This window comes from Rhizobacter sp. Root1221, from assembly GCF_001425785.1.
Classification (GTDB): Bacteria; Pseudomonadota; Gammaproteobacteria; order Burkholderiales; family Burkholderiaceae_C; genus Rhizobacter.
On the sequence record NZ_LMDI01000014.1, the window covers coordinates 1 to 26,420 of the forward strand.

At 66.8% G+C, this 26,420-nt stretch carries 21 protein-coding genes, 3 tRNA genes and 2 pseudogenes; 2 read left to right on the forward strand and 24 right to left on the reverse strand.

Going from position 1 to position 26,420, the window contains the following annotated elements; genetic code table 11:
* Window positions 1-436 (reverse strand): annotated as a pseudogene (locus ASC87_RS12165) (IS3 family transposase); the annotation flags it as partial.
* A 21-nt stretch (window positions 437-457) separates the two neighbouring features.
* Window positions 458-751: pseudogene (locus ASC87_RS12170) on the reverse strand (transposase); the annotation flags it as partial.
* 266 nt (window positions 752-1,017) lie between these two features.
* Here ASC87_RS12170 and ASC87_RS12175 point away from each other — a divergent pair.
* Both ASC87_RS12175 and ASC87_RS12180 read left to right on the forward strand, forming a co-directional pair.
* Window positions 1,018-3,279 (forward strand): sialidase family protein, encoded by a 2,262-nt coding sequence (locus tag ASC87_RS12175; RefSeq protein ID WP_157603991.1) that lies wholly within the window; start codon window positions 1,018-1,020, stop codon window positions 3,277-3,279.
* Window positions 3,280-3,700: 421 nt separating this feature from the next.
* Window positions 3,701-4,513 (forward strand): class I SAM-dependent methyltransferase, encoded by an 813-nt coding sequence (locus tag ASC87_RS12180; RefSeq protein ID WP_056661648.1) that lies wholly within the window; start codon window positions 3,701-3,703, stop codon window positions 4,511-4,513.
* 392 nt (window positions 4,514-4,905) lie between these two features.
* On the opposite strand, the gene ASC87_RS12185 is transcribed toward ASC87_RS12180, so the two are convergent.
* The 22 genes from ASC87_RS12185 to ASC87_RS12290 form a co-directional block, all read right to left on the reverse strand.
* Window positions 4,906-4,982 (reverse strand) — tRNA-Asp (locus ASC87_RS12185).
* 39 nt (window positions 4,983-5,021) lie between these two features.
* Window positions 5,022-5,097: transfer RNA gene (locus ASC87_RS12190), tRNA-Glu, on the reverse strand.
* 38 nt (window positions 5,098-5,135) lie between these two features.
* Window positions 5,136-5,211 (reverse strand) — tRNA-Ala (locus tag ASC87_RS12195).
* A 77-nt stretch (window positions 5,212-5,288) separates the two neighbouring features.
* The gene (gene gltX, locus ASC87_RS12200; RefSeq protein ID WP_056661653.1) at window positions 5,289-6,701 is read right to left on the reverse strand and encodes a glutamate--tRNA ligase; all 1,413 of its coding nucleotides are present in this window, start codon (window positions 6,699-6,701) and stop codon (window positions 5,289-5,291) included.
* A 158-nt stretch (window positions 6,702-6,859) separates the two neighbouring features.
* Window positions 6,860-8,095 (reverse strand): O-succinylhomoserine sulfhydrylase, encoded by a 1,236-nt coding sequence (locus ASC87_RS12205; protein ID WP_056661656.1) that lies wholly within the window; start codon window positions 8,093-8,095, stop codon window positions 6,860-6,862.
* On the reverse strand, window positions 8,092-9,618 hold the full coding sequence (gene purF, locus ASC87_RS12210) for an amidophosphoribosyltransferase (protein WP_056661659.1): 1,527 nt from the start codon (window positions 9,616-9,618) through the stop codon (window positions 8,092-8,094). Before purF ends, ASC87_RS12205 begins: the two co-directional genes overlap by 4 nt.
* Window positions 9,619-9,654: 36 nt before the next feature.
* Window positions 9,655-10,143 carry a CvpA family protein gene (locus tag ASC87_RS12215; RefSeq protein WP_056661662.1) on the reverse strand — a complete coding sequence of 163 codons (489 nt, stop codon included), beginning with the start codon at window positions 10,141-10,143 and terminating at the stop codon, window positions 9,655-9,657.
* 9 nt (window positions 10,144-10,152) lie between these two features.
* Complete coding sequence (locus ASC87_RS12220) at window positions 10,153-11,001, reverse strand: SPOR domain-containing protein (protein ID WP_157603993.1); 849 nt, start codon at window positions 10,999-11,001, stop codon at window positions 10,153-10,155.
* A gap of 121 nt (window positions 11,002-11,122) precedes the next feature.
* Window positions 11,123-12,424, reverse strand: coding sequence for a bifunctional tetrahydrofolate synthase/dihydrofolate synthase (gene folC / locus ASC87_RS12225; protein ID WP_056662075.1), 1,302 nt, complete (start codon window positions 12,422-12,424; stop codon window positions 11,123-11,125).
* Window positions 12,425-12,491: 67 nt separating this feature from the next.
* Window positions 12,492-13,364, reverse strand: coding sequence for an acetyl-CoA carboxylase, carboxyltransferase subunit beta (gene accD / locus ASC87_RS12230; RefSeq protein WP_056661666.1), 873 nt, complete (start codon window positions 13,362-13,364; stop codon window positions 12,492-12,494).
* On the reverse strand, window positions 13,361-14,188 hold the full coding sequence (gene trpA / locus ASC87_RS12235) for a tryptophan synthase subunit alpha (protein ID WP_056661668.1): 828 nt from the start codon (window positions 14,186-14,188) through the stop codon (window positions 13,361-13,363). Before trpA ends, accD begins: the two co-directional genes overlap by 4 nt.
* Window positions 14,185-15,450, reverse strand: a complete 1,266-nt coding sequence (gene trpB / locus ASC87_RS12240) for a tryptophan synthase subunit beta (RefSeq protein ID WP_056661669.1) — start codon at window positions 15,448-15,450, stop codon at window positions 14,185-14,187. The genes trpA and trpB overlap by 4 nt, the downstream gene beginning before the upstream one ends.
* A gap of 15 nt (window positions 15,451-15,465) precedes the next feature.
* Window positions 15,466-16,113 (reverse strand): phosphoribosylanthranilate isomerase, encoded by a 648-nt coding sequence (locus ASC87_RS12245; protein WP_056661670.1) that lies wholly within the window; start codon window positions 16,111-16,113, stop codon window positions 15,466-15,468.
* A 182-nt stretch (window positions 16,114-16,295) separates the two neighbouring features.
* Entirely contained in the window at window positions 16,296-17,081 is a 786-nt protein-coding gene (truA, locus tag ASC87_RS12250; protein WP_056661671.1) for a tRNA pseudouridine(38-40) synthase TruA, read from the reverse strand.
* A 56-nt stretch (window positions 17,082-17,137) separates the two neighbouring features.
* The gene (locus ASC87_RS12255; RefSeq protein ID WP_304440686.1) at window positions 17,138-19,807 is read right to left on the reverse strand and encodes a FimV/HubP family polar landmark protein; all 2,670 of its coding nucleotides are present in this window, start codon (window positions 19,805-19,807) and stop codon (window positions 17,138-17,140) included.
* A gap of 237 nt (window positions 19,808-20,044) precedes the next feature.
* Window positions 20,045-21,178: an aspartate-semialdehyde dehydrogenase gene (asd, locus tag ASC87_RS12260; protein ID WP_056661674.1), complete on the reverse strand. Its 1,134-nt coding sequence runs from the start codon at window positions 21,176-21,178 to the stop codon at window positions 20,045-20,047.
* An 80-nt stretch (window positions 21,179-21,258) separates the two neighbouring features.
* On the reverse strand, window positions 21,259-22,338 hold the full coding sequence (gene leuB, locus ASC87_RS12265; protein ID WP_056661676.1) for a 3-isopropylmalate dehydrogenase: 1,080 nt from the start codon (window positions 22,336-22,338) through the stop codon (window positions 21,259-21,261).
* Window positions 22,339-22,385: 47 nt separating this feature from the next.
* The gene (gene leuD / locus ASC87_RS12270) at window positions 22,386-23,030 is read right to left on the reverse strand and encodes a 3-isopropylmalate dehydratase small subunit (protein WP_056661684.1); all 645 of its coding nucleotides are present in this window, start codon (window positions 23,028-23,030) and stop codon (window positions 22,386-22,388) included.
* A 24-nt stretch (window positions 23,031-23,054) separates the two neighbouring features.
* Window positions 23,055-23,189 (reverse strand): entericidin A/B family lipoprotein, encoded by a 135-nt coding sequence (locus ASC87_RS12275; protein WP_056661689.1) that lies wholly within the window; start codon window positions 23,187-23,189, stop codon window positions 23,055-23,057.
* A 37-nt stretch (window positions 23,190-23,226) separates the two neighbouring features.
* Window positions 23,227-24,636 (reverse strand): 3-isopropylmalate dehydratase large subunit, encoded by a 1,410-nt coding sequence (gene leuC, locus ASC87_RS12280; RefSeq protein ID WP_056661693.1) that lies wholly within the window; start codon window positions 24,634-24,636, stop codon window positions 23,227-23,229.
* Between the two features lie 137 nt (window positions 24,637-24,773).
* Window positions 24,774-26,084 carry a citrate synthase gene (gltA, locus tag ASC87_RS12285; protein WP_056661696.1) on the reverse strand — a complete coding sequence of 437 codons (1,311 nt, stop codon included), beginning with the start codon at window positions 26,082-26,084 and terminating at the stop codon, window positions 24,774-24,776.
* A 53-nt stretch (window positions 26,085-26,137) separates the two neighbouring features.
* Window positions 26,138-26,416: a succinate dehydrogenase assembly factor 2 gene (locus ASC87_RS12290; protein WP_056661699.1), complete on the reverse strand. Its 279-nt coding sequence runs from the start codon at window positions 26,414-26,416 to the stop codon at window positions 26,138-26,140.
* Window positions 26,417-26,420 lie beyond the last annotated feature (4 nt).

Here is a 26,420-nt window from a genome sequence, read left to right on the forward strand (position 1 = left end):
GCCGCGCCGGGCTGAAGCGGCGATTCAGCACGTTGCCGGCCACAGGCAGCTTGTGCCGGCTGTCCGTGGTGTGAACGAACTTGCGCCGCCAACGGGGTTGCAGCCCGTTGTCGCGCATCAACCGACGCACCTGGTACCGACCTACCGTCAGGCCGTTGGCTCGCAGCACCGCGCTCAATCGCCGGCTTCCGTAGTTGCGGCCGCTGGCCTCGAACGCGGCCTTGGCATGCACGTCCAAGGGGTTCGTCTGCTTGGGCGCACGCAGGCGCTGGCGGGCCGCGTAGACGCCCGATCGGCTCACGCCCAGCACCCGGCACCACTGGCTCACCGAGGCCTTCTTCGCGTTGACGGGGCTCTCCATCAAATGATGGATCACTTCATTTCCCGGGCGAAGAAGGCCGAGGCTTTTTTTAACAATGCGTTGTCTGATTTGAGTTGCTGGTTCTCAGCTTCGAGNCCATCAAATGATGGATCACTTCATTTCCCGGGCGAAGAAGGCCGAGGCTTTTTTTAACAATGCGTTGTCTGATTTGAGTTGCTGGTTCTCAGCTTCGAGTTGCCGAATGCGCTGCTGCTCCGGCGTCAGCGGCTTGCCAACACCCGGGCGGCCCGCAGCCTCTTCGCCGAACTGCTTGAGCCAACTGCGCACCGCGCTGTCGGTCAACTCCAGGTCCTTGCAGACCTGCGACACGCTCAGGCCTTGCTCTCGGATCATCTTCACCACTTGCAGCTTGAACGCCGGCTCAATGCTNTGCGCACCGCGCTGTCGGTCAACTCCAGGTCCTTGCAGACCTGCGACACGCTCAGGCCTTGCTCTCGGATCATCTTCACCACTTGCAGCTTGAACGCCGGCTCAATGCTCCGGCGTGGTCGGCGTTGCGTCTTGTCTGTCATGCTCTTCTCGGTCTCGGGGGATACAAGCCCTCATCGACCTGTCCGATCAGATTGAACCACGACACAGTTCAACGCCAGGCTGGCCATGGCCACGCGCGAACCAGAACCTCAGGAGAACTCGAGATGCAATTTCGACCGTGGACGCAGCGTTGGCTCACAGGCAGCCGTCGGCCGCGGAATGCACAGCCGCTCACCGAGCGTGCCGTTGACGTCAGTTCAGGGCGCTTGCGCAAGCAGGCTGCAGCAGCATCGATCGCGCTGACAGCCTTGCTGGGCGTCGGCCTGGGGCTCGCTGCTCCGGCGGCATGGGCCCAAAGCACCACGCCCTATGCCTGGAAGAACGTGCAGATCCAAGGCGGTGGCCTGGTCAGCGGTGTCGTGTTCCATCCGGCCCGAAAGAACCTGGTGTATGCGCGCACCGATGTCGGCGGCGTCTACCGCTGGGTCCCCGCCACCCAGACCTGGCTTGCGCTCAACGACGACCTGGGGCGAGACGACGCGCAGCTCACCGGCGTGCTGAGCCTTGCCCTCGACTACAACAACGCCGATCGCATCTACCTGGCGGCCGGCCAGTACCTGCAATCGTGGGGGCGCAACGCCGCGATCCTGCGCTCGAGCAATCGCGGTGCGTCGTGGTCTCGTACCGAGCTGCCCTTCCGCCTGGGCGGCAACGCCGACGGGCGTGGTGCCGGCGAGCGCCTGGTGGTCGACCCCAATCTCGGATCAGTCCTGTTCCTCGGCACCAACGAAAACGGTCTGTGGAAGTCTGCCGACTCCGGTGTGACCTGGTCGCAGGTGAACGCTTTCGCTCCCTCGAGCGTGACCTTCGTGCTGTTCCACCGAACCAGTGGCAGCGTGGGCAGCGCCACGCCTACCCTCTATGCCGGCGTCAATGCCGCAAGCGGTCCGACGCTGTACCGCTCCACCAACGGCGGAACCACATGGGCAGCGGTGCCCGGTGCGCCCACCGGGCTGATCCCCAATCATGCCGACTTCGACAAAGCCGGCACGCTGTACCTCAGCTACGCGAATGCGCTGGGGCCCAACGGCATGACCTCCGGCCAGCTCTGGAAACTCGTGCCGTCAAGCAGCACCTGGACGGCCATCAGCCCGCGGCAACCGAGCAGCGCCGACACCTTCGGCTACGGCGCCGTCGCCGTCATCCCGTCGCTGGCCGGCACCTTGTACGCAGCGACGAACAACCGCTGGGCCATGGGCGACGAGCTGTGGCGATCGACCAACGGGGGCAGCAGCTGGACGCTGGTCAATGCAATCGACAGCTACAGCGCGCCCTCGGCGCCCTGGAGCCTTCAGCCCGGCGGCAGCGCGAACTTCAGGCCGCACTGGATCGTGGACGTCGACATCGACCCCTTCAACCGCAACAACGTCACCTTCGTTACCGGGGCCGGGCTGTGGATGTCCGCCGACGCCTTCGGCACAAGCGTGAACTGGAACTTCAGCAACGCCGGCCTGGAAGAAACCGTGCCGCTCGAGCTGGCGAGCCCACCCTCCGGCGCACCGCTGCTGACGGCGCTGGGCGACATCGGTGGCTTTCGACACGATGACCTGGACAGCTCGCCTCCCATCTCAAGCTATTTCAACCCGACGGGCAGCACCAACACCTCCATCGCATTCGCCGAGTGGTGGCCGCCGACGGTGGTGCGAGCCAACTGGAGCGACAACCGCGGCGCGTACTCCAGCGATGGCGGTTCGTCGTGGGTTCCGTTTCCGAGCCACCCCGCCACGGCCGCCAGCAACGGGCCGGGTGCGATCACCGTGACGGCGGATGGGCAAAAGCTGGTCTGGATTCCCGACAACTCGGCTGCGTACTACTCGACCGACATGGGCGCGTCGTGGCGCCCTTCCAGCGGCAGCCCGACGGGCTGGTTCAGGCCGGTGGCCGACCGCGGCAGTGCGTCCAAGGTGTACATCTACGACAGCAACGCGGGGCGCATCTACCGCAGCCTCGACGGTGGTGCGAACTTCACCGCTGCCGCCAGCGTTCCTGGCGGTGGCGGGCGCCTTCACGCCGTGCCGGGATACGAAGGGCACCTGTGGTTGCCCGCCGGCACCAGTGGCCTGCGCCGCTCGACCGACAGCGGCACATCCTTCAGCGGCTTGCAGGGTGTCGAAGCCGCCTGGGCGATCGGGTTTGGCAAGGCCGCTGCGGCAGCGCCCTACCCCGCCTTGTACCTGTGGGGCAAGGTCGGCGGCGTGGAAGGCATCTACCGGTCCAGCGATACCGGCACGAGCTGGACGCGCATCAACACCGACACGCAACGCTGGGGCTGGATCAACGACATCAGCGGTGACCCGCGGACCTATGGCCGCGTCTACATCGCCACAGGCGGACGAGGCGTCCTGTACGGCACGCCGAAGCCGTAGCCACGGCAGGACACGATGAATGCAGGGGTTCGAATCCTCTGGTGTCGTGGGCCTTGAGCATCGAACAACGGCACTGGTTGCTCGAAGGCATCGACATCGCGACCGTGCAAAGGCATCCGCGTCGCGCGTACACCCGGCGTGGTATGACAGCGCGGCAGGATTCTTACCGTCCGATGCAAAGCTGACGAGCTGGGGCCCCTGAGTCGCAGGAGAATACTCGGCGGTGAAATCTTGGCCGTCACCACCACAGACGGCCCCGCCTTCACCAGCCTCACGGCTTCCAGCTTGAATTCCTGCGCGTACTTGCCTCGCACCAGTTTCTTTCGTGCTGGCCCCGCTGCGCAGCGGCGTAGGGTGCGCCATCGTTGACGCGCACCGTGGCAATGAAACCAACACGGCCTGCCGGCCGAGGAACGCGCGAATGACCAGTCCCCAGCCTGACAAGTACATCATCAAGGGCGGCGAGCAGGGGCGATCTCGCCTGGCCGTGATCGCTCGCGTGCTAGCACCCACCACGAGCTCTCTGCTGGACCGCTTCGAGCCCTTGCGCGGAATGGTTGCGGTCGACGCCGGCTGCGGCGGGGGCGATGTTGCACTCGAACTCGCCAGAAGAGTGGGGCCTGGCGGGCGCGTCATCGGCCTGGACCGCGATGAACCCAAGCTGGCTCTCGCCCGCGAGGAGGCGTCCCGATCTGGCATCGCCAACGTCGAGTTCACGAACGCCGACATGCTTGGCGCCTGGCCGGTGAACGATGCCGACTTGGCAAACTTGCGTTTCGTCCTCACCCACGTGGCGAACCCCGGGGAACTGCTGCGGCGCGCTCACGATGCGCTGCAGCCGGGGGGCATCGTCGTCGTCGAGGACATCGACTACGGCGGCCAGTTCTGCGATCCGCCGTCTGCAGCTGTCGATCAGTACTGCGAGGTGTACGTGCGCACGGCGCGGCAACACGGTGGTAATCCGTTCGTCGGCCGCTCGCTGGCCCGCCTGCTCGAAAGTGTCGGCTTCAGCGAAGTCGACTCCTGCCTCGTTCAGCCGTACGGCCGAACGGGAGACATCAAGCAAGTCGCGCCGCTCACGCTGGCGGCGATTGGCGAGACGGTTCGATCGTCCGGGACTCTTTCGGGCGAAGAGCTGGATCAGCTGACCCATGAACTCCAGGTGTTCATGGATCGCGAGGACACGACGATCTCATTTCCGCGCATCTTCCAGGCCTGGGGACGAAAGAGATGAGAAGGGGTCGCAAACGGACGCAGCCCCCCCGGAGCCGACGATGTCGGACTTCGATTGTTGGTGCTGGGTCGACGGGCCAAGCAGCGGTGCCGTGCCACAACCCGCGCTCACGCAATCGGTGTCGAACCGCCGGAGTTGACTTCGCTGTGGTGGGCACGCATTGCAGCAGCGAGCGCGGCAAGACCGAGCAACCACGGCGCGTGACTGGCGGCTGACTCATCGGGAACACAAACGACAGCAACACGCTGGCCGACGAGTTCCAGGCCGCCGGTGCGGGCCGCTTCCATGGCTCGTGAATATGGCCCCGCTGGACGGCGAGTATCTCGCCCGCAGTATCTCGGTGCGCCAAAACGAAAAAGCCCTGCAAACTTCCGTTTGCAGGGCTTCCGTGTTGGCGGAGTGGACGGGGCTCGAACCCGCGACCCCCGGCGTGACAGGCCGGTATTCTAACCAACTGAACTACCACTCCATGATGACTTCCGGATTTCTCCGCAAGCGCCATCAAACTTGGCGTCCCCTAGGGGATTCGAACCCCTGTAATCACCGTGAAAGGGTGGTGTCCTAGGCCTCTAGACGAAGGGGACTAATCCTTCTACCGTTTGAACAGCTTCCACCGGTTCTTTGGTGGAGGTAAGCGGGATCGAACCGCTGACCTCTTGCATGCCATGCAAGCGCTCTCCCAGCTGAGCTATACCCCCTCTGAACTTTTCATCTGATCTTGCGATCGTTTGAAGGTTCTTGCTGTTCAATCGAGAATACGATTATAGAACGACTTTCAGACGGCACGCAAGCGTTTTAGCGCACTTTCTTTATCAAACAATTCAAGCACCGCATCGAGCGACGGCGTCTGGGCACGGCCGCACACCAGCACGCGTGCTGCGTGGGCCAGTTGCGGCATCTTCAGGCCGTGGGCGCCGAGCGTTTCCTTGATGGCCGCGGCGATGGCCGGCTTGGTCCACTCCACCGCCTGCAGCTTCTCGCTCAACGTGGCCACGGCCGGCTTCACGGCATCGGTCACGTGCGCAGCGAGGTCGTCGGCCGTGGGGGCCACGTCGGCGAAGTACATCGCGGCCCAGTCGGCCAGCTCCACCGTGGTGGCACAGCGGTCCTTGAAGAGGCCGCACACGCGGGCCAGGTGATCGTCGGCGCCGGCGGTGATGCCACGGCGCGCGAGTTGCGCTGCCACGAGCGGCGCGAGGGCCGCATCGGCCGCCGCCTTGATGTACTGGCCGTTGACCCAGTTGAGCTTCGCAGCGTCCCATTGGGCCGGGCTCTTCGCGAGGTGTGCGCCATCGAACCACGACACGAGCTCTTCGCGCGAGTACACCTCGTCGTCACCATGGCTCCAGCCCAGGCGCGAGAGGTAGTTGATCATGGCCTCGGGCAGGTAACCGCCCTCCTCGTACTGCAGCACGCTCACCGCGCCGTGGCGCTTCGACAGCTTCTCGCCATCGGGGCCGAGGATCATGGGCGTGTGGCCGTACACGGGCAGTTCGGCACCGAGCGCGCGCAGGATGTTGATCTGGCGCGGCGTGTTGTTCACGTGGTCGTCGCCGCGGATCACGTGGGTGATCTGCATGTCGAGGTCGTCCACCACCACGCAGAAGTTGTACGTGGGCGTGCCGATGGCGCCGGGCTCGGTGGACGGCCGCGCGATGATGAGGTCATCGAGCTCGCGGTTGCTGATGGTGATGGGACCCTTCACCAGGTCGTCCCACGTGACGTCGCCGTCGATGGGATTGCGGAAGCGGATCACCGGCGGCACACCGTCCGGCACGGCCGGCAGCGTCTTGCCCGGCTCGGGGCGCCAGCGGCCGTCGTAGCGGGGCTTCTCGCCGCGGGCGCGCTGCGCCTCGCGCATCTCGTCGAGTTCGGCGGGCGTGCAGTAGCAGCGGTAGGCGGTGCCGGCGTCGAGCATCGATGCGATCACCTCGCGGTACCGCGCGATGCGCTGCATCTGATAGAAGGGGCCTTCGTCGTAGCCGAGGTCGAGCCACTTCATCGCGGCGATGATCTGGTCCACGGCCTCCTGCGTGGAACGCGCCTCGTCGGTGTCTTCGATGCGGAGGATGAACTCCCCGCCGAAGTGGCGCGCGAACGCCCACGAGAACAAGGCTGTGCGCGCGGTGCCCAGGTGCAGGAAACCGGTGGGCGACGGGGCAATGCGGGTGCGGATCGGTCGGGTCATGGTGTCAGAGGCTGAGAGTTTTTCGAGCGTGCCCGAGCAGCGCGCCAAAAGGCGGCCGATCTAGGCGCGAATGCTTGCCATAGCTCGGGCTATGGCGAGCATTCGTAACGACGAGCGGCCGTCTTTTGGCGTGATGAGCGGGCATGATCGAGAGACTCTCAGCCTCTCAGAGTGTCGAGGCCGCGTTGCAGGTCGGCCTTCAGGTCGCGCACGTCCTCCAGGCCCACCGCGACGCGGATGAGGCCCTGCACGATGCCGGCGGACTGGCGCTGTTCTTCGGTCAACCGGCCATGCGACGTGCTGGCCGGGTGGGTGATGGTGGTCTTGGTGTCGCCGAGGTTCGCGGTGATGGAACACACCTGCGTGCTGTCGATCACGTGGAAGGCGTTGCGGCGGGCCACGGCGGCACCGCCCGGCGCCACGCCCCGCACCACGAACGACACCACCGCACCGCCCACCCCGCCCTGCTGCGCCATCGCGAGCGCATGCTGCGGGTGCGAGGCGAGGCCCGGGTAGTACACGCGTTCGACGTTGGGTTGGGCTTCGAGCCAGGTGGCGAGTTCGAGTGCGCGGCGGCTCTGCGCCTCCATGCGGATGGACAGCGTCTCGAGGCCCTTCAGCACCACCCAGGCGTTGAACGGCGACAGCGAGATGCCGGCACTGCGCATCACCGGCACGAACTTCTCGTTGATGAGCGCCTCGGCGCCACACACCGCACCGGCGAGCACCCGGCCCTGGCCGTCGAGGTACTTGGTGCCCGAGTGCACGATCAGGTCGGCGCCGAGTGCGGCGGGCCGCTGCAGCGCGGGTGAGCAGAAGCAGTTGTCGACGGCGAGCAGTGCGCCGGCCCCGTGCGCGATGTCGGCGAGCGCGCGGATGTCGCAGATTTCGGTGATGGGGTTCGTGGGCGACTCGGCGAACAGCAGCTTCGTGTTCGGGCGCACCGCGGCACGCCACGCGGCCACGTCGGTCTGGGGCACGAACGTGACCTCGACGCCGAACTTCGCGAACTCGCGGCCGAACAGCACGAGCGTGGAGCCGAACACGCTCTGCGAGCACACGACGTGGTCACCGGCCTTCAGCAACGCCAGGCCCAGCAGCAGGATGGCGCTCATGCCACTGGCCGTGGCGATGGCCGCCTCGGTGCCCTCGAGTGCCGCCAGGCGGCGCTCGAACATCATCACCGTGGGGTTCGTGAAGCGCGAGTAGGTGAACGCCTCTTCCTCGTTCGCGAACCGGGCCGCGGCCGTGGCCGCGTCGGGCTGCACGAAGCTGCTGGTCAGGAACAGCGCTTCGGAGTTCTCACCCCACGCGGTGCGGGGCAGGCCTTCGCGCACGGCCAGCGTGTCGGGCCGCACGTCTGCGGGAAAGTCGACACGGGGGATGCGCTTCATCCGTTGCGCTCCAGCCCGCTTTGCAGCGCCAGGCGCGTGCGGTCGGTGCTTTCGTCCTCGTCGCCCTGCGACTTGCGCTGTGCAGCCAGCGCAGTGAAGTCGGCGATGGACACATCACCCGTGACGTAGTGGCCGTCGAAGCAGGACGCCTCGAAGCCGTCGAGCCCCGGACGCAGCGCGGCGACCACCGTCTTCATGGCATCGACGTCCTGGTAGATCAGCGCGTCGGCGCCGATGAACTCGCGGATTTCCTCGATGCTGCGGTTGTGCGCGATCAGCTCTTCGCTGGTGGGCATGTCGATGCCGTACACGTTCGGGAACCTCACCGGCGGCGCGGCCGAGGCCATGTAGACCTTGTTGGCGCCGGCGTCGCGGGCCATCTGCACGATCTCCTTCGACGTGGTGCCACGCACGATGGAGTCGTCCACGAGCAGCACGTTGCGGCCCTTGAACTCGACGCCGATGGCATTGAGTTTCTGGCGCACGGACTTCTTGCGCACGCCCTGCCCCGGCATGATGAAGGTGCGGCCCACGTAGCGGTTCTTGACGAAGCCCTCGCGGTACGGCTTGCCGAGCTTCTGGGCAAGCTGCATGGCCGACGGGCGGCTCGACTCGGGGATGGGGATCACCACGTCGATGTCCTTCGGACGCACGGTGGAGATCACGCGCTTGGCAAGCGTCTCGCCCATGTTCAGGCGGGCCTGGTACACCGAGATGCCGTCCATGATGGAGTCGGGACGGGCCAGGTACACGTACTCGAACATGCACGGGTTCAGGCTGGGTTTCTCGGCGCACTGGCGGGCGTGCACCTGCGCGTTCATGTCGATGAAGATGGCTTCGCCCGGGGCCACGTCGCGCGTGACCACGTGGCCGGTGCCTTCGACGGCCACCGATTCGCTCGCCACCACCACCTCGCGGCCCTCGGCCGTGACCACCTCGCCGAAACACAGCGGGCGGATGCCGAACGGGTCGCGGAACGCGAGCAGCCCGTAGCCGGCGATCAGCGCCACCACGGCGTACGACCCCTTCAGGCGCTTGTGCACGGCGGCGACGGCATTGAACACGATCTCGGGCGACAGCACCTTGTCACGTGCTGCGGCCTGCAGCTCGTGGGCCAGCACGTTGATCAGCACCTCGGTGTCGCTGGTGGTGTTGATGTGGCGGCGGTCGATGTCGACCAGTTCCTGCTTCAGCGAGTGCGCGTTGGTGAGGTTGCCGTTGTGCACGAGCACGATGCCGAACGGCGCGTTCACGTAGAACGGCTGCGCCTCTTCCTCGCTGTAGGCGTTGCCCGCGGTGGGGTAACGCACCTGGCCGAGGCCGATGTTGCCGGGCAACGCACGCATGTTGCGCGTGCGGAAGACGTCGCGGACCATGCCGCGGGCCTTGTGCATGAAGCACTTGCTGTCCAACATCGTCACGATGCCGGCGGCATCCTGCCCGCGGTGCTGCAGCAGCAACAGCGCGTCGTAGATCAACTGGTTGACCGGCGTTTTGGAGATGACGCCGAAGATGCCGCACATAAACCGAGTCCTTGCTAGTAAATCAACGCGCCGCGATCACGCCGGCAGATGCTTCGAAATGGGGGCCGGCAGCATCGGCTTCAAGCCGGTGACGGCCGCCTGCAGCCACGGCACGGCCATGGAGGCCCGCCAGGTGGGTGTCTGCGATGCGGGGGTCATGCCCACCACGGTGACGATCACCAGCAGCACGAGCATGCCGCGCAACCCGCCGAACACCGCCCCCAGCAAGCGGTCGATCACGCTCAGCGGGGTGGCATGGATGATGAGGCGCACGATGCGCGAGCCGATGGCCCAGGCCAGCAGCGCCGCAATGAAGGTGAGCACGAAGGCCGAGACGGTGTTCAGCGACGACCCCGGTGTGCCGATGGGCAGCAACGCGGCCACGTCGGCCGAGAACCAGTGCGCCACGAAGTACGCCACCACCCAGCCCACCAGCGACATCACCTCGAACACGAGGCCGCGCACCAGCCCGACCACGACCGACACCAACAACACCGCCAGCAACGCCAGATCGAGCCATGCCATGGTGTCCCGTCACAACGTGAAGACGGCGGAGCCGAGGCCGGCCGACTTGATCTTGCCAGCGGCTCGATCGGCTTCGGCGCGGTTGGCGAACGGCCCCACGCGCACGCGGATGCGGTTGCCGGCGGACGTCTCGACCACCTGGGTATAGGTCTTGAGGCCGAGCTTTTCGACCTTCTGGCGCGCCTCGCGGGCCGCATTCATCTCGGAGAAAGCCCCCACCTGCACGATGAACCGGCCGCCCGCCTCGGCCGCCGCGGGCTTGTCGCCACGCTTCGGGGTGTCCTGGCCATTCAGCAGCGCCTGGGCGCGGGCGTCGTCGGCCGGTTTGGCAGCGGGTTTCTCGGCCGGCTTGTCGGCAGGCTTGCGCTCGGACGGCTTCGGCGCGGGTTTGTCCGCGGGCTTGTCGGCCGGCTTCGGGGCGGGCTTCGGTGCCTCGGGTTTGGGCTCGGGTTTGGGCTCGGGCTTGACTTCGGGCCTGGGCGCCGACGCCGGTTCCGGCGCCGGGGCGGGTTCGGGTTCCGTCACGGGGGCCGGGGTCACGTCGCGGCCGGCTTCGGCGGGCGACTCGTTGACGATCACGGCGGGGGGCGCGGGGCGCGACGTGGCACCGGACGTCACCGTGCCATCACGCCGCGCGATCTCGATGGGGGTGTCGACGGGCAGCGGGCGGGGTTGCGTGGCGAACAGCAACGGGAACCCGATGACACCGGCCACCACGAGCACGGCCGCGCCGATCAGGCGCTGGCGGGCGCGGGTGCGCGCCTGCTGGACGGCATCGACCGTCTCCTTCGACGGCTTCGACGGGGCCTGCTTCGGCCGGTCCGCGGACTGGCGTTTCAGAAATGACAACAAACCCATGCGCAGTTGGTTCCTAGTGGGCGAGGTGGCTGGCGGCGTGGCGGAGAAACCGGGAAAACCGGAGGAAGAGGGAGCCGGAGGCCCATCATGGCGAGGTCGTGACGGCCTCCGCCGCCGCCCATCAGGCCAGGTGTTTGGCGTTCAGGCGGGGAAGCCCACCCTTGAGTACACCGCCCACGGTGTAGAACGAGCCGAAGACCACGATTCTATCAGCGGGGTCTGCCGCGGAGAGGGCCGCCACGAGTGCTGAACGCGGGTCCGGGTGACGGAATACCGTGACCGGGCCCGGCCCCTTCAATGCCAGCGACGCGTGCTGCGCCTCCAACTCGGCCGCAGAGGCCGCGCGCGGCAGCGGCAGGTCGCAGAAATGCCATTCGTCGACCACCGGCGCCATGCGTGCGAGGATGCCGGCGATGTCCTTGTCCTTCATGGCCCCGAACACGGCCCGCGTGCGCGGGTAATACGGCATGTTTTCGAGGTTCTGCACCAGCGTGGCCACGGCGTGCGGGTTGTGGGCCACGTCGAGCACCACCGCAGGCTGCCCGGGCACGATCTGGAACCGGCCGGGCAGTTCGACGATGGCCAGGCCGTTGCGGATGGCCTGGGCCGTGACCGGCAGGCGTTCGCGCAGCGCCTCGAACACCGCGATGGCCCCCGAGGCATTGAGCAGCTGGTTCGCCCCGCGCAGCGCCGGGTAGGCGAGCGCGTTGAAGCGCTTGTGGCGCCCTGCCCAGCCCCACTGCTGCTTGTCGCCGGCGAAGTTGAAATCGCGGCCGATCTGCCACAGGTCGGCGCCCACGGCGGCGGCGTGGGCCGCGAGGCTCGCCGGTGGCACCGGGTCGCTCACGATGGCGGGTTTGCCAGCGCGCATGATGTCGGCCTTCTCGCGCCCGATGGATTCGCGGTCGGGCCCGAGGTACTCCATGTGGTCGAGGTCGATGCTGGTAATCACCGCGCAGTCGGCGTCGATCACGTTGACGGCGTCGAGCCGGCCGCCCAGGCCCACCTCGAGGATGACGAAGTCCACCTCGGCTTGCGACAGCAGCCGCATGATGGCCAGCGTGGTGAACTCGAAGTACGTGAGCGCGATGTCGCCACGCGCCTGCTCCACGGCGTCGAAGTGCGGCACCAGGTCCGCCGCCGACACCATGGCACCGTTGACGCGGCACCGCTCCTCGAAATGCACGAAATGCGGCTTGATGTACAGCCCCACCCGGTAGCCCGCCTGCAGCCCGATGGCCTCCAGCATGGCGCAGGTGGACCCCTTCCCGTTCGTGCCGGCCACGGTGACCACCGGCACGTTGAACTGCAGCCCCAGGCGCGCCTTCAGCTCGACCATCCGCGCGAGTGTCATGTCGATCTCGCGGGGGTGCAGGCGCTCGCAGTGGGCGAGCCAGTCTTCGAGGGTGGTGGGCGAGGTCATGGCGGGCGGAATCGGAAACACAAGGGCGGCCGAAGCCGCCCTTGAAGGGAACATCGGAAGCAGGGCGTCAGGCGACCGCGTCGGTGCTCTGGCGTTGCAGCATCGCGAGCGACCGGGCGATGGTCAGGCGCAGTTCACGGCGGTCGACGATCATGTCGATGGCGCCCTTCTGCACCAGGAACTCGGCGCGCTGGAAGCCTTCCGGCAGTTTCTCGCGCACGGTGTCCTGGATGACACGCGGGCCGGCGAAACCGATCAGGGCCTTCGGCTCGGCGATCACCATGTCGCCCATGAAGGCGAAGCTGGCGGACACGCCGCCCATCGTGGGGTCGGTCAGCACGCTGACGTACGGCAGTTTCGCCTTCGCCAGGCGCGTGAGCGACGCGTTGGTCTTGGCCATCTGCATCAGGCTCAGCAGGCCTTCCTGCATGCGCGCGCCGCCCGTGGCGGTGAAGCTGATGAACGGCACCTTCTGCTCGACGGCGGTCTCGACACCGCGCACGAACCGCTCGCCCACCACGGAGCCCATGGAGCCGCCCATGAAGTCGAACTCGAAGCACGCGGCCACCACCGGGATGGTGTGGACGGCGCCGCCCATCACCACGAGCGCGTCGGTCTCGCCGGTGGATTCCATCGCGGCCTTCAGGCGCTCGGGGTACTTCTTGCTGTCCTTGAACTTCAGCGGGTCGACCGGCACCACTTCCTGGCCCAGTTCGTAGCGGCCTTCGCCGTCCAGGAACGCGTTCAGGCGTGCACGGGCACCGATGCGGTGGTGGTGGCCGCACTTCGGGCAGACGTTGACGTTCTGCTCGAGGTCGTTCTTGTAGAGCACCGTCTCACAGGACGGGCACTTGATCCAGAGGCCTTCGGGGACCGTGCGGCGTTCGCTCGGGTCGGTCTGCTGCATCTTCGGCGGCAGCAGTTTTTCAAGCCAGCTCATCGGTTGACTCCTTTCAGGGTGTCGAGGGCGGTGCGGATGTCCTTGATGAACGCCGCCGCCTCGGAAACGACATTGTCGCGCGTTTGGGTTTCCAGGATCTGGATCAGCCGGGAACCGATCACCACGGCGTCCGACACGGCACCCACGGCCTGGGCCGTGGCGGCGTCGCGGATGCCGAAGCCCACCCCCACCGGCACGCTCACGTGCGCGCGGATGCGGGGCACCATGGCGGCCACGGCATCGGTGTCGAGGTGGCCGGCGCCGGTCACGCCCTTGAGCGACACGTAGTACACGTAGCCGCGGGCGATGCGGCCCACGTCCTTCATGCGCTGCTCGGTGGACGTGGGGGCCAGCAGGAAGATCGGGTCGAGGCCATGGGCGGTCATGCTGGCCGCGAAGACCTCGCATTCCTCGGGCGGGTAATCGACCACCAGCACACCGTCCACTCCGGCTTCGGCCGCGTCACGCACGAAGGCGTCCTGCCCCAGCCGCTGGTCGTAGCGTTCGATGGGGTTGGCGTACCCCATCAGCACGATGGGCGTGGTGTTGTTGCGGGCGCGGAAGGCACGCACGTAGGCGAGCACTTGCGGGGTGCCGATGCCATGCGCCAAGGCCCGTTCAGCCGCACGCTGGATCACGGGGCCGTCGGCCATGGGGTCGGAGAACGGCACGCCCAGCTCGATCACGTCGGCACCGGCCTCGGCCATCGCGAGCATCAACTCGACGGTGGCATCGGGGAACGGGTCGCCAGCGGCGATGTAGGGGATCAGGGCCTTGCGGCCGTCGGCCTGGAGGGCCTTGAAGCAGGCAGCGATGCGGCTCATGCTTGCCCCTTCAGTGCGTCGGCACCCTTGACGGTGCGGCCGGCCTCGGACGGCCGGTTGTAGAACTGCACGCCGGACAGGTCGGCCACGGTACCGATGTCCTTGTCGCCACGGCCGGAGAGGTTCACGAGCAGGCTCTGGTCGGGGCGCAGGGTGGGCGCCAGTTTCATGGCGTAGGCAACGGCATGGGACGACTCGAGCGCCGGGATGATGCCCTCGGTGCGGCACAGGTGGTGGAACGCCTTCAGCGCCTCGGCATCGGTGATGCCCACGTACTCGGCGCGGCCGATGTCCTTCAGGTACGCGTGCTCGGGGCCCACGCCGGGGTAGTCGAGGCCGGCGGAGATCGAGTGGGTCTCGGTGATCTGGCCGTTGTCGTCCTGCAGCAGGTACGTGCGGTTGCCATGCAGCACGCCCGGGGAGCCGGCGATCAGGCTCGCGGAGTGCTTGCCCGTATCGAGGCCCTCGCCTGCCGCTTCCACGCCGATCAGGCGCGTGCCCTCGACGTCGATGTAGGGGTAGAAGATGCCCATCGCGTTGCTGCCACCGCCCACGCAGGCGATCACGGCGTCGGGTTGGCGGCCCCCGCCCAGCATGGCCGGCATCTGCACGAGGCATTCGTCGCCGATCACGCGCTGGAAATCGCGCACCATGGCCGGGTACGGGTGCGGACCCGCCACCGTGCCGATGATGTAGAACGTGTCCTCGATGTTGGTGACCCAGTCGCGCATGGCTTCGTTCAGCGCGTCCTTCAGGGTCCTGGAGCCGCTTTCCACCGGCACCACGGTGGCGCCGAGCAGGTTCATGCGGTACACGTTGGGCGACTGCCGCTTGACGTCCTCGCTGCCCATGTACACCACGCATTCCATGCCGTAGCGGGCGCAGATGGTGGCGGTGGCCACGCCGTGCTGGCCGGCGCCGGTTTCGGCGATCACGCGCTTCTTGCCCATGCGGCGGGCGAGCAGCGCCTGGCCGATGGTGTTGTTCACCTTGTGCGCGCCGGTGTGGTTCAGGTCCTCTCGCTTGAGGTAGATCTGTGCGCCACCCAGTTCGCGGCTCGTTCGGGCCGCGTGGTACACGGGGCTCGGACGCCCCACGAAATGGGCAAGTTCGCTGCGGAATTCAGCGAGGAAGTCGGGGTCCTGCTGGGCGGCCGCGTAGGCGCTCTTGAGTTCTTCGAGCGCGTGGATCAGCGTCTCGGCGACAAACGTGCCGCCGTAGGGGCCGAAATGCCCGCGGGCGTCGGGCTGCTGGTAGGTCATGGAAATCCTCTGTCTTCAGGTCTGGGGGGCTGCGAGGCGCACATCGGCCTCGCGCACGGCATCGCAGAACCGGCGGATCGCCGAGGCATCCTTGATGCCCTTGGCGGATTCGACGCCGGAACTGACGTCAACGGCCCATGGCCGCACCCTGAAGATGCCTTCGATCACATTTTCGGCATGCAACCCACCAGACAAAACGACCGGACGGGACACGCCGTGAGGAATGAGAGACCAATCAAATGCCTTTCCACCGCCGCCGTAACCGTCGACATGGGCGTCGAGCAGCACGGCCTGGGCATCGGGATACCGGAGCGCGAAGTTTATCAAATCGAAGCCGGGGGCCATCCGGGCGGCCCGCAGGTAGGGGCGGCCGGCCTGCCAACAGTTGTCCGGGCTCTCGTCGCCGTGGAACTGCAGCACCACGTTCGGGATGGCACGCACGGCCGCCTCGACATGCGACGCCCCGGCGTTGACGAACAGCGCCACCGGCGTCACGAACGGCGGCAGGGTGCGGGCCAGTTGCGCCGCCCGTTCCACGGTCACGTGCCGAGGGCTGCGCTCGTACAGCACGAAACCCACGGCATCGGCCCCCGCGCTCACGGCGGCGTCGACGTCGACTTCGCGGGTCAGGCCGCAGATCTTGATTCGGGTGCGTCGGGTCATGGGACAGGTCCCTGGTCAGAGCAGAGGCTGGGAGTTCTTCGAGCGTGCCCGAGCAGCACGTCAAAAGGCGGCCGATCTAGGCGCGAAGCGCAGCCATAGCCCGGGCTATGGCGAGCATTCGCAACGACGAGCGGCCGTCTTTTGGCGTGATGAGCGGGCATGATCGAAGGACTCTCAGCCTCTCAGTGCGGCAACCAGTCCATCGCCGCGGTGTGGGTCGGCAAGTCCCAGGCTGCATCGTAGTACGGTCCGGCGAAAAAGAGGCCGGCAGGGGAAAACGTGGGCGCCGCGTGGACGCGCTGGCGGGTGGCCAGCACCTCGGCCAGCCAGCCCACCTCGCGCCGGCCGTTGCCCACGGCGAGCAGGCAGCCCATGATGTTGCGGATCATGTGGTGCAGGAACGCGTTGCCGTCGAAATCGAAGCGCCAGTAGGCCCCGCACCGATGGATGCCGATGGCGTTCAGCGTGCGAACGGGCGACTTGGCCTGGCATTCGGAAGAACGGAATGCGCTGAAGTCGTGCTCCCCGATCAGCAGCGCCGCGGCTTCGCGCATGCGGTCGCCGTCGAGCGGGGTGAACACCCAGCCCGCCAGGCCGGACTCGATCGCGGGGCGCACGGGCGACTCGAGCAGCACGTAGGTGTAGCGGCGCCCGAGAGCGCTGTAGCGCGCATGGAAATCGTCTCCCACGGCCTGGCACCACTGCACCGAGATGTCGGCGGGCAGGTAGCGGTTGGTGCCACGCACCCACGAGTTCAGCTCGCGCTGCACCGGTGCATCGATGTGCACCACCTGGTTCAGGCCATGCACACCGGTGTCGGTGCGACCGGCACACACCGTTTCGACCGGCGTGGCGGCGAATTGAGACAGGGCCGACTCGAGTCGGCCCTGCACGGTGGGGTCAGCGGACTGGCGTTGCCAGCCGCTGTAGGCCTGTCCCCGGTAGGCGATGCCCAGCGCCAACCTCACGCGAGCACCTCATGCCGGGCAGCCGGATGGGTTGTTGCGGGCAACGGTGGCAGCGGTCAGCCCAGTTCGTCCAGCATGGCCTGCGCACGCATCTTCACGGAACCGCTGGCCTTGGCCACCACTTCCTGAAGCAGATCGCGTGCGCCTTCCATGTCGCCGATCTGGCGGAACTCTTCCGCCAGTTCGAGCTTGCGGGCGATGGGGTCGGCATCGTCACCACCGGTGTCGCCGAGGTCGATGTCGGCCAGGTCGGCCACGGGAGGCGCCGACTTCACCGGGGTGCCCGGGCGAGTCACGTCGTCGGACGGGGCGCCCAGGTCGAGGGAGATCGACGAGAGGTCGAATTCCATGGGACCGGAGTTCGAGGCCGGCGCCGGTGTGGGGGCCGGGCTTGGCGACGGCGACAGCGCGTCGAGGTCGAAGTGCATGCCACCGAGGTCGTCGGCCTTGGCCGCCGGGAACGGCTGGGTCTGCTCGTCGAGGCGCACGGACGGCGGCTGGGCGGCCGGGGCGCCACCATCGAAGGCACCCAGGTCGAGGTCGAGGTCGACGCCCGAACCCGTGGAATCGAAGCCACTGCTCCCGCCGGTGCTGCTACCGAACTCGGACGGCGACGGCAGCACGGACTGCGGCATGGTGCTCGCGCCCAGCAGTTCGGAGGACGGGCGGCCGTCACCTTCCGACTGCGCAGGTGAACCACCCGGCTGGTACATCTGGTTGTCGGGCTCGATCTGCTGGCCGAGTTCCTGGGCCTTGGCCCAGTCTTCGCCCTGCCCGCCCGTCAGGCCGAACAGCTGGGTGGCCAGCAGCTCGAAGCCCTTGGTGTCGCGGCGCTTGGCATACACCTCGAGCAGCTTGGTGCGGATGGCCAGGCGTTCCGGGCTCGCGCGCATGGCTTCCTTGAGGATTTCCTCGGCCTGCAGGTCGCGGCCGTAGGCGAGGTACACGTCGGCTTCGGCCACCGGGTCCACGTCGCCGATGGCGTCGAGCTGGCTGAGCGAGTAGCTCATGGACGACGAGGCACCGCTGGCGTCACGCGTGTCGATGCGCTGGCCGCCGCTGGCCCCGAAGAACGAATCGGGCTGCAGGCGGCTTTCGAGGAACGACGTTTCGCCGCTGTCTTTCTTCTTGCGGCGCGTGAAGCGGTAGATGCCGTAGCCGACCAGGACGGCCAACAGTGCGGCACCCAGGGCCAGCACCAGCGAGTTGTCGAGGATGGAGGCTTCGGGCTCTGCCGCGGGCGCCGGTGCAGGCACCGGGGGGCGGACAGCCGATGCGGGTTCGGCGGGAGCCACCACGGGTTCGCTGGCCTGGCCTTCAGGTGCGGGCGCCGCGACCACTTCGGGCGCGGATGCGGCCATCGGTGCCGAGGCCGTTTCCGGAATCACGACGGGTGCAGGCGCCGGTGCCGGCGCGGGGGCCGGCTCTGGTGCGGGCGCGGGCGCCGGCGCGGGCGGCGCAGCCTTCACCGGCGGCGTGGGCACGGTGGGCGTGGCCACCGGCGCCGTGATGCCCGGCTTGCTGGCGGCGCCCGCCGGCGCGCCCGGCTTGCCGGAGCCTGCCGGCGTGCCGGACAGCTTCTTCAGGTCTTCGACGTTCTTGGCGAGTTCGGCCACGCGTGCGGCGGCTTCCTTCTGCTCGCGTTCCTTCGACAGGCGGGCTTCCGGCGCGGACGCCTTGTTGCTGGCGCCCTTGCTCAGCGTGAGCTTGTCGGGGTCGGGCGTGGCGGTCTTCTTGCGGTCGTCGACCTCGGCCGTCACCTGGCCGGTGGCCTGGCGTGACGAGCCCTCGACCTTCGCGGCCGGCACCCCGCCGGCCAGGCGTTGGCGGTAGGCGCCGAAGTCGGCGCTCTGGGCCTGGATCAGTTGACGGGCTTCCGTGGGCGTGACGGCGCGGGCCGCATCGGCGGTGGGCACGGCGAGCACGGCACCGGACTTCAGCCGGTTCATGTTGTTGCCGAGGAACGCGTCGGGGTTGGCCTGGTAGAGGGCCACCAGCATCTGGTCGAGCGACACGCCCTGGCGCTGCGTCTTGCCGGCGATGCGCGAGAGGGTGTCACCGGAGCGGACCTTGTATTCGTCGTCCGACTGTGCGGTATCGAGGGCCGGGGCACGCGGGGCCGGCGCGGCCGCGGGCGCAGCGGCAGCACGGCGCGACTCGGACGGGGCCGAGGCTTCGGCGGCCGGTTTCGCTGCGGCGGCAGCCGCGGCACGGCGTTCGGCGCGTGTGGGCGCGGCCGCGGTTTCGGGACGGGAAGGCGAAATCGCCGGCGCCGTGGACGGTGCTGGCGCAGGCGCTGCGGCACGCGTGGTGGGCGGGTCGAACAGCATGGTGTACTCGCGCACCAGGCGGCCCGTGGACCACGAGATCTCGAGGATCACGTCGACGAAGGGTTCCTGCACCGAGCGGTCGCTGGTGACACGCAGGTACGGGCGGCCGTCGGCGCGGCGCTCGAGCGAGACACGGGTGCCGGGGAGCACGGCGTTGTAGTCGACGCCGGCGGCACGGTAGGCCTCGGGCGTGGCGACCTTCACCTGCAGGTTGGACGCCTCGTCGGCCGTGAGGCTCGACACGTCGATCTCGGCACGAAGCGTTTCCCCGAGCCCCGATTGCACGTTCAGACGGCCCAGGCCAAGGGCCATGGCGTCGACCGATGCCAGCAACATGGTGGCCAGGGCCACCCCGGTCAGAGCGAAGCGCCCTGCAAACAGCGAGTTTCTTTTCAAGGCGTCTCCCAATTGGACGGGGTGTGGAGGCGTGCGCGCCCCACTGCTTTCAGAGTTGTTTTGTGCGCTTCGAGGGGGTCAGCCATGCGATTCCCAGGGCATAACACTGGAAAAGACAATAACATCAACTACATACGAACACAAGCTCATGCATTGGCTGACATTCCGAAGAACCCGCGGATTCCAGCTTTTCCACGGATTCTCCTGCACGAGCTTGTTGTGACCTCGCAACGAGGTTCAGGCGTCGAGCAGGATGCGCAGCATGCGGCGCAGCGGTTCGGCAGCGCCCCACAGCAGCTGGTCACCGACCGTGAACGCGCCCACGTACTCCGGCCCCATGGCCAGCTTGCGCACCCGGCCCACCGGGATCGTCATGGTGCCGGTCACCGCCACCGGGGTCAGGTCACGGATCGTGGCTTCACGGGTGTTGGGCACGTACTTTACCCACTCGTTGTCGTTGGCGATCATCGATTCGATATCGGCCAGCGGCACGTCCTTCTTCAGCTTGAACATCAGCGCCTGGCTGTGGCAGCGCATGGCACCCACGCGCACGCAGAAGCCGTCGACCGGCACCGCCGGCGTGCCAAAACCTTCGCCCTGCCCCAGGATCTTGTTGGTTTCGGCGCCGCCCTTCCACTCTTCCTTGCTCATGCCGTTGCCCAGATCCTTGTCGATCCAGGGGATCAGGCTGCCACCCAGCGGCACGCCGAAGTTGGCCGTTTCGGCTTCGCCGAGGCTGCGCTGCTTCGCGATGATCTGGCGGTCGATCTCGAGGATGGCGCTCTTCGGGTCGTCGAGCAGCCCCTTGACGGCGCTGTTGAGGGTGCCGAACTGGGTGAGCAACTCGCGCATGTGCTGGGCACCGCCACCCGAGGCCGCCTGGTAGGTCTGCGTGCTCATCCACTCGACGAGCCCGGCCTTGTACAGCGCGCCCACGCCCATCAGCATGCAGCTCACGGTGCAGTTGCCGCCGATCCAGTTGCGGCCGCCGTTGGCGAGCGACTTCTTGATGACCGGCAGGTTGACCGGGTCGAGGATGATGACCGCGTCATCCTTCATGCGCAGCGTGGAGGCGGCGTCGATCCAGTGGCCGTTCCAGCCCGCGGCGCGCAGCTTCGGGAACACCTCGGACGTGTAGTCGCCGCCCTGGGCGGTGATGATGATCTCGCAGCGCTTGAGGGCGTCGATGTCGAACGCGTCCTTCAGTGCCGTTTCGTTCTTGGCGAACGACGGGGCCTTGCCGCCGGCGTTGCTGGTGCTGAAGAACACCGGCTCGATCAGCGCAAAGTCGTTTTCCTGGGCCATGCGGTCCATCAGGACCGAACCCACCATACCCCGCCAGCCCACCAGGCCGACCAATTTCGTAGCCATGTCGAAAGTCCCGTCGTCGAAAGATAAAACGTGTTTACGTGCGCGTTTACGTGCGCGTTTACGTGCGTAAATGCCGGCGATCAGCGCTGCGCCTTGAGCGCCGCCACCACGGCGTCGCCCATTTCCCGGGTACCCACCTTGCGGGTGCCTTCGCTGTAGATGTCGCCAGTGCGAAGCCCCTGCCCCAGCACCACCTTGACCGCTGCCTCGATGCGCTGGGCCGCCGCTTCCTGGTTCAGGCTGAAGCGCAGCATCATGGCCGCCGACAAGATGGTAGCGAGCGGGTTGGCCACGCCCTTGCCTGCGATGTCGGGGGCGGAACCGTGGCTCGGCTCGTACAGGCCCTGGTTCTTCGCGTTCAGCGAGGCCGACGGCAGCATGCCGATGGAGCCGGTGAGCATGGCCGCCTCGTCGCTCAGGATGTCACCGAACATGTTGCCGGTGACGATGACATCGAGGCGCTTCGGGTCTTTCACGAGCTGCATCGCGGCGTTGTCGACGTACATGTGCTCCAGCGCCACGTCGGGGTACTGGGCGTGCACCTCGGTGACCACGTCGCGCCAGAACTGGAAGGTTTCCAGCACGTTGGCCTTGTCGACGCTCAACACCTTCTTGTTGCGTTTGCGTGCGGCCTGGAAGGCCACGTGGGCGATGCGTTCGATTTCCGGGCGCGAATAGCGCATGGTGTCGAACGCTTCATCGGCACCGGCGAAGGCGCCATCGGGCGACGCCCGGCGGCCGCGCGGCTGGCCGAAGTAGATGTCGCCGGTGAGTTCGCGGATGATCAGCAGGTCGAGGCCGGCCACCACCTCGGGCTTCAGCGTGGAGGCGTGCGTGAGCTCCTCGTAGCAGATGGCCGGGCGGAAGTTGGCGAACAGCTCGAGGTTCTTGCGCAGCCCGAGGATGGCTTGTTCCGGGCGCAGCGGGCGGTCGAGCTTGTCGTACTTCCAGTCGCCCACGGCGCCGAACAGCACGGCGTCGGACGCCTTGGCAAGCGCCAGCGTGGCCGGCGGCAGCGGATGGCCGTGCGCCTCGTAGGCAGCCCCGCCCACCTTGGCCTCTTCCATCTCGAAACGCAGGTCGAGGCAGCCGAGCACCTTCACGGCCTCGGCCATGATCTCGGTTCCGATGCCGTCGCCCGGCAGGATCGCAATCTTCACGGATCTATTCCTTCAGTTCACAGTTCAGTTCACGGACAGCGGACGGTTCAAAGCGAGTGGGCAAGCCACGGCTTTTTCAGCAGGCGCTCTGTTTCGAACGCACGGATCTTGTCGGCATGGCGCAGCGTGAGGCCGATGTCGTCGAACCCGTTGAGCAGGCAGTACTTGCGGAAACCTTCGACCTGGAACGCGAGCTCGGTGCCGTCGGGCTTGATCACCACCTGGCGCTCCAGGTCGACCGACAGTTCGTAGCCCACGAACGCGTTGACCTCGTCGAACAGGCGCGACACCTCGGGCTCGGGCAGCACGATGGGCAGCAAGCCGTTCTTGAAGCTGTTGTTGAAGAAGATGTCGGCGTAGCTGGGCGCAATGATGGCGCGAAAGCCGTACTGGTCGAGCGCCCAGGGGGCGTGCTCGCGCGACGAACCGCAACCGAAGTTCTGGCGCGTGAGCAGCACCGACGCCCCGCGGTAGCGGGGCTGGTTCAGCACGAAATCAGGGTTGGCCTTGCGCGTCGCGGGGTCCTGGCCGGGTTCGCCATGGTCGAGGTAGCGCCATTCGTCGAACAGGTTCGGACCGAAGCCCGAGCGCTTGATCGACTTCAGGAACTGCTTCGGGATGATCGCGTCGGTGTCGACGTTTTCACGGTCGAGCGGCGCGACCAGACCCTTGTGGATGCGAAAGGCTTGCATGATTTCCTTCAGAACTCCGGATACTTACTTCTTCTTCTCGGCGCTGTCTTCGACCTTCTCGCCCACCTTCTGGACATCCTTGCCGAACCCACCCACGGTGTTGCAACCGACAAGAAGCACGTAGACGCTGGCCAACAGGATTGCTGCGATCTTCTTCATGGTGAGGGTTCCTTTCGGAGGTGGTTGAGGAAAGACCTCAGGCCAGCCGACGGACGTCGACGAAATGACCTTCGATCGCCGCGGCAGCCGCCATCGCGGGGCTGACAAGGTGCGTGCGGCCGCCAGCACCCTGGCGGCCCTCGAAATTGCGGTTCGACGTGGACGCGCAGCGCTCGCCCGGCTCGAGCCGGTCGGCGTTCATGGCGAGGCACATGGAGCACCCAGGTTCACGCCATTCGAAGCCGGCGGCGATGAACACCTTGTCGAGGCCTTCACGTTCGGCCTGTTCCTTGACGAGGCCGGAGCCCGGCACCACCAGCGCGAGCTTCACGTTCGCCGCGAGCTTGCGGCCCAGGCGGCGCACGACGGCTGCCGCCTCGCGCATGTCCTCGATGCGGGAGTTGGTGCACGACCCGATGAACACCTTGTCGATCAGGATGTCCGTGATGGGCTTGTTGGGTTCCAGGTTCATGTAGGTCAGCGCCCGTTCCATGGCACCGCGCTTCACGGCGTCTTTCTCGCGGTCGGGATCGGGCACGCGGTCTTCGATGGACAGCACCATCTCGGGCGACGTGCCCCAGGTGACCTGCGGGCGGATCTGCGCGGCGTCGAGCTCGACGACGGCGTCGAACTTGGCGTCGGCGTCGGAATGGAGGGTGCGCCAGTAGGCGATGGCCTGCTGCAGTTCGATCGCGGCGGGCGAGAACGGGCGGCCCTGCACGTACTGGATGGTGGTTTCGTCGACCGCCACCATGCCGGCGCGGGCCCCGGCCTCGATGGCCATGTTGCACACCGTCATGCGGCCTTCCATGCTGAGCGCACGGATGGCCGAGCCGGCGAACTCGATGGTGTAGCCGTTGCCCCCGGCGGTGCCGATCTTGCCGATGATGGCCAGCACGATGTCCTTCGCGCCGCAGCCGAACGGCAGCGTGCCCTCCACCTTGACGAGCATGTTCTTCGCCTTGCGGGCGAGCAGCGTCTGCGTGGCGAGCACGTGCTCGACCTCGCTGGTGCCGATGCCGTGAGCCAGCGCGCCGAACGCACCGTGCGTGGACGTGTGGGAGTCACCGCAGACGACCGTCATGCCGGGCAGCGTGGCGCCCTGCTCCGGGCCGATCACGTGGACGATGCCCTGGCGCTTGTCGTTCATCTTGAACTGCGTGATGCCGAGGCGGTCGCAGTTGGCGTCGAGCGTGTCCACCTGCAGGCGCGACACGGGGTCGGCGATGCCATGGGAGCGGTCGGTGGTGGGCACGTTGTGGTCGCTCACCGCCAGGTTGGCGGACAGGCGCCACACCTTGCGATGGGCGTTTTCCAGGCCTTCGAAGGCTTGCGGGCTGGTGACCTCGTGCACCAGGTGGCGGTCGATGTAGAGCACGGCGGTGCCGTCCTCTTCGGTGTGGACAACGTGTTCGTCCCAGATCTTGTCGTACAGCGTGCGGCCCATGGCTTGCGTTTTCCGTTGGCTCTGGCAGAGGGGAATGCTGATTTTAGGCGTTCAGCAACAAAAACCCCGGCTCTGGGCCGGGGTTTCTTTGCGTTTTTGGAGGTCCGGCCGTTTCGGACCGGCCTCCGAAACAGGGATCAGCGCTGCGCAATCGGTTTGATGTTGCGCGCGACCGAGCCGTTGAATAGCTGGCGCGGACGGCCGATCTTGTATTCCGGGTCGCCGATCATCTCGTTCAGCTGGGCAATCCAGCCGACCGTGCGGGCCAGCGCGAAGATGGCCGTGAACAGGCTCACCGGGATGCCGATGGCGCGCTGGACGATGCCGGAGTAGAAGTCGACGTTCGGGTACAGCTTGCGCGACACGAAGTAGTCGTCTTCCAGGGCGATCTTCTCGAGGGCCATGGCCAGCTTGAACAGCGGATCATTCTGCAGGCCCAGCGCGTCGAGCACCTCGTGGCAGGTCTCGCGCATCAGCTTGGCACGCGGGTCGTAGTTCTTGTACACACGGTGACCGAAGCCCATCAGCTTGATGCCGGAGTTCTTGTCCTTCACCTGCTTGATGAACTCGCCGATCTTCTCGACACCACCCGCACGCTGGATGTCTTCCAGCATGGTCAGGGCGGCTTCGTTGGCGCCGCCGTGGGCCGGGCCCCACAGGCAGGCCACGCCGGCCGCGATGGCGGCGAACGGGTTCGTGCCCGAGGAACCGCACAGGCGCACGGTGGACGTGGAGGCATTCTGCTCGTGGTCAGCGTGCAGGATGAAGATGCGGTCGAGGGCGCGCACGACGACGTCGTTCGGCGTGTAGTCTTCGCACGGCGTGGCGAACATCATGCGCGTGAAGTTCGCGGCGTACGACAGTTCATTCTTCGGGTAGATGTACGGCTGGCCAATGCCGTATTTGTAGGCCATGGCCACGAGCGTGGGCATCTTCGCGATCAGGCGGATGGCCGAGATTTCGCGGTGTTCCGGGTTGTTGATGTCGGTGCTGTCGTGATAGAAGGCCGACAGGCCGCCCACCAGGCCCGTCATGACGGCCATCGGGTGCGCGTCACGGCGGAAGCCGCGCAGGAAGAACTGCATCTGCTCGTTGACCATCGTGTGGTTGGTCACGAGGCCCGTGAAGTCCTTCTTCTGCGTTTCGTTCGGCAGTTCGCCGTTCAGCAGCAGGTAGCAGGTCTCGAGGTAGTCGCAGTTGGTGGCCAGCTGCTCGATGGGGTAGCCGCGGTACAGCAGCTCGCCCTTGTCGCCGTCGATGTAGGTGATGCTCGACTGGCAGGCCGCCGTGGACAGGAAGCCCGGGTCGTAGGTGAACTTGCCGGTCTGGGCGTACAGCTTGCGGATGTCGATGACATCCGGGCCGACACTGCCCTTGTAGACGGGCAGGTCCATGGCAGGGCTGCCGTCGGAGAACGACAGGGTGGCTTTCACGTCAGACGGGGTCATGGGCATTCCTTAGAAACAGATTAAATCGGGAAAGACACGCTTTTCTTCCGCGGTCACCGCAGAAGGGCCGGCGCACGAAGCTGGTGCAGAACCACCAGCACGTCGTCGCGGGCCAGTTCACCTTCGGGCTCCTTGCGAGCGAGCAACAGGTCGAGCAAGTCGTTGTCGGAAAGGTCCATCAACGCGAGCAAGGCCTGGGCCTGATTTTCCGTGAGCGTGGCCTCGTGGCGGGCGAAAAAGCGCTCGACGAACAGATCATTCTCCAGCAAACCCCGGCGGCAACGCCACCGCAGCTTGCTGAGGGCCCTGGCATCGACAAGTTGCTCGGTCATGCCA